Below are 10,591 nucleotides of genomic sequence, written 5' to 3'. Positions count from 1 at the left end.
CCCCCGCGATCGGCGCGAAAGCAGGCGCCGGGGTGCCGTCCAGATTCCGGCCCTCGTTCACCGCCAAGGCCCGCGTCACAGTGTCGCGGGCTTCCTTGGAGTTGATCCGGGCGGTCTCGGCGAACCAGCCCGCCGTGGAACCGTGCCCATACAGTTCCATCGGGCCCCGCGACTCGATCTCCACCAGGAACTGCCCGACCTCCGCCAACGCCTGCCGCGCCAACGACATGCGCTCGACCACGCCGTGCGCGAGCTCCCGCGCACCGGCACGCCACAACTCCTGCGGCGGTTCGAGGATCCGTCGACTGGACACCCCACAAGAATACCGATAATCGAACAAATGTGCGAATATGAAGGAGTTTCCGGAAACGGAGCGAAAGTATTTCGCATTCAATGAGCCTTTCATCCGAGTTGATGCGCCGAATGTGGCAAAGCCGTGCTTTCCCGCCTGTCGAGTATGTCGCCGGGTGGCACGTGATCACCGGCGCCGGATCGGGTCGTATCTGCGTAACGGCGACACCTTTGCTCGAACACGGATGAAAAAGGCTCAATGAGTACGATTATCGAGGGTAAGGCATGGGTGGCGTTTCGTGCTGGATAAAGGGAAAGATCCCTTCGCGTCACGCCCCGACCCCTCAATACGCGACTTACCACTCACGCGACCCGACCGAAGCGGCGCACCAGTCCAGTGAAGGCCGAAGGGCGCTTTCCCCGCATCCCATGCGAGGAAAGCGCCCTTCACAGCGTCTAACGCGGGGAAAGTCCCCTTCAGCCCGGGTCGGAGGTCGACATCGCGCGGCTGATCAGGTCCCCCACGTCCAGATCGTCGATCGACTCGACAGCGGGTTCCACGGACGACGCCGAAGCAGGCAGTTCTTCGGCCAGCTTCACCAGGGCGTCCAGCACCCCCAGTTCCCGGAACCGGTCGAGCGACGCGCCGGCCAGAGCCCGCCGCAGCCGCGCCTCGTCCGGCACCACCACTTCGGGGAACAGCAGCGTGCGCAGGTGCGCCGCGAGGGCCGACGGTGTCGGGTGGTCGAACACCACCGTCGCCCCCAGCTGCTGCCCCGCCGCAGCGGCGAGCCGGTTGCGCAGGTCGACCGACGTCAGGGAGTCGAAACCGAGGTCGGTGAACGCGTGCTCCGGGTCCACCTCGCCCGCGGTCGCGAAGCCGAGCACTTGCGCGGTGTGCGTCAGGACCAGGTCTTCCAGCCCGTCCGGCGTGAGCGCGGCGGAATCGGGGGAAGCGACCGGGGAAGCCGTCCGCCGCACGGGCAGCCGGACGAGCCCGGTGAGCAGCGCGGGCAGCACCCCCGCCCGGGCCTGGTCCCGCAGCCCGGCCAGGTCGAGTTTGACGGGCACCGCCACCGGGCCGGGAGCGACGTCGAACAGCACCGCGCCCTCCTCCGGGCTCAGGGCGCCGAAACCGTCGCGCCGCATCCTGTCGATCAGCGCCTGGTCGAGAACGCCGCCCATCCCCTCGGCGGCCCACATCCCGTAGGCGAGCGACCGCGCGGGCAGGCCGTCGGCGTGCCGTCGCTCGGCCAGCGCGTCGAGGTAGGCGTTGGCCGCGGCGTAGTTGCCCTGCCCCGGTCCGCCGAGCACGCCGGACACCGACGAGATCAGCACGAACTCTGTCAGAGGCCGGTCGAGGGTCAGTTCGTGCAGGTGACGGGCCCCGTCGGCCTTCGGACCGAGGACCCGGTCCAGGCGTTCCGGCGTCAGCGCGGTGACGACGCCGTCATCGAGGACACCGGCCGCGTGCACGACGCCCGACAGGTCGGGGATGCCGTCGAGCAGGGCTGCCACGGCGTCGCGGTCGGCGACGTCGCACGCTTCGACCCGCACCTCGGCGCCCTGCTCGCCCAGGCGGGCGACCAGTTCTTCCGCACCTGGGGCGGCGAGGCCGCGACGGCTGGTGAGGACCAGGTTTTCGACACCGTGTTCGGTGACGAGCCGTTCGGCCAGCTGGGCCCCGACGCCACCGGTCCCGCCGGTGATCAGCACCGTGCCCGCGGACTCCCAGTCCGGCTTCGGACCGGGCTCGGCCCGGACCAGCCGCGGCACTTCGGCCCGGCCGTCCCGAACCCGGACGCGGGGTTCACCGGTGGCCAGCGCGATGTCCACATCGGACACCTCACCGTCGAGGATGACGAACCGGCCGGGGTTCTCCGCCTGGGCGGACCGCACCAGCCCGGCGGCGGCCGCGTCGTCGAGGCTGTCGCCGGTGACGACGACCAGACGGGAGCCGGAGAACCGGGATTCAGTCAGGAAGCGTTGCAGGACAACGAGGACGGCGTGGATCCCTGCCGGGGGAACCGGCAGGACGACCACCGGCGGCACCGGTTCGGTCACCTCGTCCCAGCGTACCCATGGCACCGGCGTGGTGGTCGCGGGCTCGGCCGCGATGTGCTCGACACGGAACAGCGACCGGTCCTCACCCGCCCGCAACTGCTCGCCGCTGACCGCGCGGACGACCAGCGAACCGACCGACAGCACCGGCGCTCCGGCGAGATCGGTCAGGTCGACCGCGACCTCACCGGGCGCGAGGAACCGCAACCGGGCGCGGACCGTCGTGGCGCCGGTCGCGTGCAGGCTGACGTCGCTCCAACTGAAGGGCAGCGCACCCGATTCCTCGCCTTCGCCGAGGAACATGCCGTGCAGGGCGGCGTCGAACAGCGCCGGATGGATGCCGAAGCGGGCCGCGTCGTCGCGTGCCTCCTCCGGCAGCGAGATCTCGGCGTAGCGGTCCTCGCCGTGCCGCCATGCCGCCTGTAGGCCCTGGAACAGCGGGCCGTAGGCGAACCCGCGGTCGGCGAGGTCGTCGTAGAAGGAGCCGACGTCGATGGGCTCCAGGCCGTCCGGCCACGCGAATCCCTTGACCGGCGGGTTCGCCTCGGCCAGCAGGCCGAGCGCGTTGAGTTCCCAGTCCTCGCCGGGGATCCGCGAGTGGATGGTCACCGCCGCCGCGCCGCTGACCGCGACCTGCAACTCGATCGGACCGCTCTCGGGGATCACCACGGGCGCGTGCAGGGTCAGTTCGACCAGCCGCGGCCGCCCGGCCTCGTCACCGGCCCGGACGGCGAGTTCGGCGAGCGCCGCCCCCGGGAGCAGGACGGTGTCGTGCACGGTGTGCCCGGCGAGCCACGGATGCGTCGCGAGCGACAGCCGTCCGGTGAGGACGGTGCCGTCGCCCTCGGCGAGCGAGAGCCCGGCGGCGAGCAGCGGATGCCCGGGTGAGTCCAGCCCGGCCGACGAGAGATCCGCGACCGGGGCCGGGTCCAGCCAGAAGTGCTTGTACTGGAAGGGATAGGTCGGTAGGTCGAGAGCACGCGCGCCGGGCAGGACGTCGTCCCAGCCGACGCGGACGCCCTGGACGTGCAGGGTGGCGAGCGCGGTCATCGCCGTCACGGCTTCGTCGCGTCCCTTGCGCAGCAAAGGAATTCCGTCGACGAGCGGGGAAAGCACCGCGTCCGGGCCGATCTCGAGGAACTTCGTGACTCCCTCGGCGCGCAGTGTCTCGACAGCGTCGGCGAACCGGACGGTGTCGCGCACGTGTGTGACCCAGTAGGCCGGGTCGGTCACGGGCGACAACATCGGAATGCGCGGCTCCGAGAACTCCAAACTCCGCACCACGGCGGCGAAGTCGCCCAGCATCGGCTCCATCAGCACCGAATGGAACGCATGCGAGACGTCCAAGCGCTTGGTTTTGCGGCCACTGAACCGTTCGACGACCGCGAGCGTCAGCTCCTCGACACCGGACAACACCAACGAGGTCGGCCCGTTGACCGCCGCGAGAGAAACGCCGTCCGGCAGCTCGCCGAGTTCATCCTCGGACGCCTGCACCGCGACCATGACGCCGCCCTCGGGCAACGCCTGCATCAACCGGCCCCGCGCGGTGACCAGCTTCGCCGCGTCCTCCAACGACAACACACCCGCGATATGCGCCGCCGCGATCTCACCGATCGAATGCCCGGCCAAGTAATCCGGCCGCACACCCCACGACTCCACCAGACGGAACAACGCTACTTCAAGCGCGAAAATCGCGGGCTGCGCGAACTCCGTCCGCGACAGATCCCCGAACTCCGGCAACAACGCACAGACCTCGTCGTACGCCGAAGCGAAAACCGGGAACACCTGATACAGCTCGGCACCCATCCCGAGACGCTGCGAACCCTGACCGGTGAACAGGAAGGCCAGCTTGCCCGGCTGCGCCTTGCCGGTGATCCCGCCCCCTTCGGCGATGGCTTCGAGCCCGGCACGCAACTCTGCCGCGTCCGCGCCGACGACGGCGGCCCGGCGCTCGTGCGCGGTCCGTGTCGTGGCCAACGAGTACGCGACATCAAGTGAATCCGCAGTGTCCACAAGAGACAGAAGAGCCCGAGCGCGTTCGGCCAGCGCCTGATCGGTCTTCGCGGAAAGAACCCAGGGCACGACACCGTGCGAGGCAGGCTCGGCATGCGTTTCGGCCGGGACCTGTTCCAGGACGACGTGCGCGTTGGTCCCGCTGATCCCGAACGACGACACCGCGGCGCGACGCGGGCGCCCGGCCTCGGGCCACGGCCGCGATTCGCGAAGCAGTTCGATCGCGCCCGCGTCCCATTCGACCTCGGCCGACGGTTCCGCCGCGTGCAGGGTCCGGGGCAGGGTGCCCCGCCGCATCGCCTCGACCATCTTGATGATCCCGGCGACCCCGGCGGCGGCCTGCGTGTGACCGAGGTTCGACTTGACCGAACCGAACCACAGCGGCTCGTCCCGCTCGGCGCCGTAGGTCGCGATGAGCGCCTGCGCCTCGATCGGGTCGCCCAGCCGCGTGCCCGTGCCGTGCGCCTCGACCGCATCGATGTCCGAAGTGGACAGTCGCGCGTCGGCGAGGGCCGCGCGGATCACGCGCTGCTGCGACGGGCCGTTCGGTGCGGTGAGGCCGTTGGACGCGCCGTCCTGGTTGACCGCGGACCCGCGGACCACGGCCAGCACCGGATGCCCGTTGCGGCGGGCGTCGGAAAGCCGCTCCAGCACGAGTACCCCGGCGCCCTCCGACCAGCCGGTTCCGTCGGCGTCGGCGGAGAACGACTTGCACCGCCCGTCCGGGGAAAGCCCGCGCTGGCGGGAGAAGTCGAGGAACGTCTCCGGCGTCGCCATCACGGTGACCCCGCCGGCGAGCGCCATGTCGCACTCCCCCGCCCGCAGCGACCGGGCAGCCAGATGCAGGGCGACCAGCGAAGACGAACACGCCGTGTCGACCGACACCGCCGGGCCCTCCAGCCCGAGGGTGTACGCGACCCGGCCGGACAGCACGCTGGCCGAGGTGCCGGTGCCCAGGAACCCGGCGACGCTGTCGGGGACGCTCGCCAGTTTCGCGGCGTAGTCGTAGTACATGATCCCGGCGAACACGCCGGTGGCGCTGCCCTTCAGCGACGCCGGGTCGAGCCGGGCGCGTTCGAGGGCCTCCCAGCTGATTTCGAGCAGGAGGCGCTGCTGCGGATCCATCGCGAGTGCCTCACGGGGCGAAATCCCGAAGAACTCGGGATCGAACTCGCCCGCGTCGTGCAGGAATCCGCCGTGCCGGGTGTAGGTCTTGCCGGGCAGGCCGGGTTCGGGGTCGTAGATGCCGTCGACGTCCCAGCCGCGCCCGCCGGGGAACGGCGAGATCGCGTCGGTGCCCGCGTTCACGAGATCCCACAGGTCCTCGGGCGACCGGACTCCGCCGGGATAGCGGCAGCTCATCGCGACGATCGCGATCGGCTCGTCGGCGGCACCGCGGCGAGTCACCACCGGACGGGCCGGCTCCGGGGCGCCGAGCAGCTCGGTGCCGAGGAACGCGGCCACCGCCGCCGGGCTCGGGTGGTCGAAGACGAGGGTCGCGGGCAGCCGCAGGCCGGTCTCGGCGGTGAGTTCGTTACGCAGTTCGACCGACGTCAGCGAGTCGAAGCCCAGTTCGGTGAACGGTCGCGACGGCTCCACGGTGCCGGCGCCCGCCCGGCCCAGGACGGCCGCGACGCGGGACCGGACCAGCTCGATCAGCAGGGCTTCCCGGTCGGCCTCGGACAGCCCCGCGAGCCGTCCCGCCAAGCCGGTATCGGTGCGCCGGGCGGCTTCGCGACGGGTCCGGACGCGGACCAGACCGCGCAGCAGCGGCGGGACCCCGGCGTTCCGCACGGCCGCGAGGTCGAGCCGCACCGGCACGAGGACGTCACCGCCTTCGGCCACCGCCGCGTCGAACAGCGCGAGTCCCTCCTCCGGTTCGAGGGCGCCGAAGCCGTCCTTGCCGATCCGGTCCCGGTCGGTGCCGCTGAGCGCGGCGCCCATGCCGTCCCGCCACAGGCCCCAGGCCAGCGACTGGGCAGGCTTCCCGTCGGCGCGACGCCTACGCGCGAGGGCGTCGAGCGCGGCATTGGCGGCCGAGTACGCCGCCTGACCCGGCGAGCCGAACACCCCGGCGATCGAGGAGAACAGCACGAAGAAGTCGAGGTCGCCGGTGAGTTCGTCGAGTACGTGCGCGGCGGTCGCCTTCGCCCGGAAGACCCCGTCGAGCCGCTCCGGAGTCAGCGACGTGACGACGCCGTCGTCGAGGACACCCGCCGCGTGGATGACGCCGGTGACCGGCGGCTCGGCCCGGGCCAGGAGGTCGCGCACCTGGTCGCGGTCGGCGACGTCGCAGGCTTCGATCTTGGCCCCGAGTTCTTCGGCGAGTTCCTTGGCACCGGGCGCGTCCTCACCACGGCGGCTGACCAGCAGCAGATGCCGGACGCCGTGGTTGCTCACGAGATGCCGCGCGAGACGGGCGCCGAGCCCGCCGGTACCGCCGGTGATCAGCACGGTGCCGGAAGTGTCCAGTGTGGACTCACCGGATCCCGCCCTGGCGAGGCGTGGCGCGGACAGCGATCCGTCGAGAGCGTGGACTTCGGGTTCACCGGTGGCCAGAGCGGCGTCGACGTCGGCGTGGGTACCGCGGACCAGGACGATCCGGTCCGGATGCTCGGCCTGCGCGGCCCGGACCAGGCCTTCGACCGCGCCTTCCCGGCCGGTCAGCACTACCAGCGGGTCGGGTTCGTCCGTGGCCAGGAAGTCCTGCACTGCGGCGAGAGTGGCGTCGAGCGAATCGGCTTCGACGATCGCGGCGGGCGTGACGTCCGAGGAACCGGCGGGAAGCGGAACGTCCTCGACCCGATAGAGCCCGTCCTGTACCGAAGTCGTGGCCGTGACGGCCCGGACGCTGAGCCCGCCGACAGAGGCGACAGGTGCGCCCGTCCCGTCGGCGAGGTCGAACGCGAAGCCGTCGGCGACCGGCCGGGCGTGGACCCGTAGTTCGGTCGCGCCCCGCGCGTGCAGGACGACGTCGCGCCAAGCGAACGGAACCGAGCCCTGGTCCTCGCCAGGAACGGCGGTGGCCTGGAGCGCGGCGTCCAGCAAGGCCGGATGCAGACCGAACTTCGCCGCCTGATCGGGATCCGGCAAGGCGACCTCGGCGAAGATCTCGGTGCCACGGCGCCAGACCTTGCGCAGGCCCTGGAACATCGGCCCGTAGGCCAGTCCGGCGGCGGCGAGCCGGTCGTAGGCGTCTTCGAGGCCCAAGGCTTCGGCGTCCTCCGGCGGCCACGGAATGTCCATAGTGGACGCTACGGGGTTGCCGAGGAAGCCGGTGGCGTGCGTGGTCCACGGACGCTCCGGGAGCCGCGAGTGGATCGACACCGGGCGGCGGCCGTGCTCGTCGGCGGCGCCAGCGACGACCTGGACCTCGGGGGCGGCACCGGGTTCGAGGTCCAGTGGTTCCTGGAGGATCAGTTCTTCCACGCCCGCGCAGCCGACTTCGTCGCCCGCGCGGACGGCGAGTTCGGCGAACGCGGTGCCGGGGACGAGCACGCGGCCCGCGACGACGTGGTCGGCCAGCCACGGGTGCCGGTCGAGCGAAAGCCGTCCGGTGAGCAGGACACCGTCGTCGGCGGCGACGGACACCGCGGCACCGAGCAGCGGATGGTCGGCGGCGGCGAGCCCGGCCGCCGTGACGTCGGCGTCGCTTTCCTGGCCGAGCCAGAAGTATTCGTGCTGAAAAGCATACGTCGGCAGCTCGGTGAACCGGCCGCTGCCGCCGAAGTACGCGGTCCAGTCGACGGAGACACCGCGTGTGTGCAGCGTGCCGAGCGCGGTGACCAGCTGCTTGGCTTCGTCGTGACCGCGGCGCAGCGCGGGCACCCCGCCGTCGACGAGCGCGCTGAGCACGGCGTCCGGTCCGAGCTCGAAGAACTTCGTGACCCCGGCGGCGGTCAGGCGCTCGACCGCGTCGGAGAACCGCACGGTGTCGCGGACATGCGCGACCCAGTACGCCGGGTCGGTCACAGGCGACAGCATCGGGATACGCGGCTCCGAGAACTCCAAACTCCGCACCACGGCGGCGAAGTCGTCCAGCATCGGTTCCATCAGCACCGAATGAAACGCGTGCGAGACATCGAGACGCTTGGTCTTCCGGTCCTTGAACCGTTCCACGAAGGCGAGAGTCGGCTCCTCGGCGCCCGACAGCACCACCGACGTCGGCCCGTTGACCGCCGCGAGAGAGACGCCGTCCGGCAGCTCGCCGAGTTCATCCTCGGACGCCTGCACCGCGACCATCACGCCGCCCTCGGGCAACGCCTGCATCAACCGGCCCCGCGCGGTGACCAGCTTCGCCGCGTCCTCCAACGAAAGAACACCGGCAACATGGGCCGCCGCGATCTCACCGATCGAATGTCCCGCCAAGAAGTCCGGCCGCACACCCCATGACTCCACCAGCCGGAACAACGCCACCTCAAGCGCGAAAATCGCCGGTTGCGCGAACTCCGTCCGCGACAGATCCCCGAACTCCGGCAACAACGCACAGACCTCGTCATACGCCGCAGCGAACACCGGGAACACCTGATACAGCTCAGAACCCATGCCGAGGCGCTGCGAACCCTGACCGGTGAACAGGAAGGCCAGCCCGCCTTCGGTGACCCGGGTCGCGGTCACGTCGGCCAGACCGGCCGAAAGGCTTTCCCAGTCCGTGCCTGTGACCACGGCCCGGTACGGCAGTGCCGCCCGGGTGGTCAGCGTGTGGGCGACGTCGATCGGCGCAGCGGTTCCGGCGACCGACAACAGACGGGACGCCTGGGCGGCCAGCGCGGGTTCCGTGGCGGCGGAGAGCAGCAGCGGCACGACGGCGGGCGCGTCCTGGACAGGAGCGGCTTCCACCTCAGGTGCCTGCTCCAACACGACATGCGCGTTGGTCCCGCTGATCCCGAACGACGACACCGCCGCCGACCGAGGACGGCCGGTCTCGGGCCAGGAAGTGCGTTCGGTCAGCAGCGAAACCGGCCCGGCGGCCCAGTCGACCTCGCGGCTGGGCGTGCCGACGTTCAGGGTGGGCGGCAGGACGCCGTGCCGCATCGCCTCGACCATCTTGATGATCCCGGCGACCCCGGCGGCGGCCTGCGCGTGCCCGAAGTTCGACTTGACCGAACCGAGGAAAAGCGGACGATCACGGTCGCGGCCGTAGGTGGCCATCAGCGCCTCGGCCTCGATCGGGTCGCCGAGCCGGGTTCCCGTGCCGTGCGCCTCGATGGCATCTACGTCCGAAGTGGACAGTCGCGCGTCGGCGAGCGCGGCGCGGATCACGCGCTGCTGCGACGGACCGTTCGGTGCGGTGAGCCCGTTGGACGCGCCGTCGGAGTTCACCGCGGTTCCCCGCACCACGGCGAGGATCCGGTGTCCGTTGCGCTGTGCGTCCGACAGCTTCTCCAGGACGAGCATCCCGACGCCCTCGGCCCAGGCGGTTCCGTCGGCGTCATCCGAGAACGACTTGCAGCGCCCGTCCGGCGCCAGACCCCGCTGGCGCGCGAAGTCGACAAAGATCCCTGGCGACGCCATCAGGTTGACGCCGCCGGCCAGCGCCAGGGTGCACTCCCCCGCGCGCAGGCCGCGCACCGCCGCGTGCACGGCGACCAGGGACGACGAGCACGCCGTGTCGATCGAGACCGCCGGCCCTTCCAGGCCGAGCTGGTACGCGATCCGTCCGGAGTGGACACTGCACGTGGTGCCGGTGAGCAGGTAGCCGTCGACCGTGTCACCCGGGTTGTGCAGGCGCGGACCGTATTCCTGCGCCGAAACGCCGACGTAGACACCGGTCGGACTGCCGCGCAGCGCGGCCGGGTCGAGACCGGCGCGTTCGACGGCCTCCCAGCCGACCTCCAGCAGCAGCCGCTGCTGCGGTTCCATGGCCAGCGCCTCACGCGGTGAGATCCCGAAGAACTCGGCGTCGAACCCCGCCGCGCCGGGCAGGAAACCGCCGGTGCGCACGTAGGTGGTGCCGCGCCGGTCGGGATCGTCGTCGAACAGGCCGGAGGTGTCCCAGCCGCGGTCGGCCGGGAACTCGCCGATCCCGTCGCGGCCGGACTCGACCAGGTCCCACAGCGCGGCGGGCGTGTCGGCCCCGCCGGGGAACCGGCAGGCCATGCCGACGATCGCGATCGGCTCGTGCCGTCCGTCCTCGGCGTCACGCAGCCGCTCCCGAGTCCGGTGCAGGTCCCCGGTCACACGCTTCAGCAGGTCGAGAAGCTTCTCTTGGTCCGCCATCACACCC

1 protein-coding gene and 1 pseudogene are annotated in these 10,591 nt (G+C 71.1%); both read right to left on the bottom strand.

Features of this window, described 5'->3' with window-relative positions:
• Positions 1-313 (bottom strand): annotated as a pseudogene (locus B0293_RS23140) (HNH endonuclease); the annotation flags it as partial.
• Positions 314-768: 455 nt separating this feature from the next.
• Complete coding sequence (locus B0293_RS23135) at positions 769-10,584, bottom strand: type I polyketide synthase (protein WP_039919437.1); 9,816 nt, start codon at positions 10,582-10,584, stop codon at positions 769-771.
• Positions 10,585-10,591: the final 7 nt, after the last annotated feature.

This window comes from Amycolatopsis azurea DSM 43854, assembly GCF_001995215.1.
GTDB lineage: Bacteria > Actinomycetota > Actinomycetes > Mycobacteriales > Pseudonocardiaceae > Amycolatopsis > Amycolatopsis azurea.
This window is presented reverse-complemented; position numbering and strand designations above follow the sequence as displayed.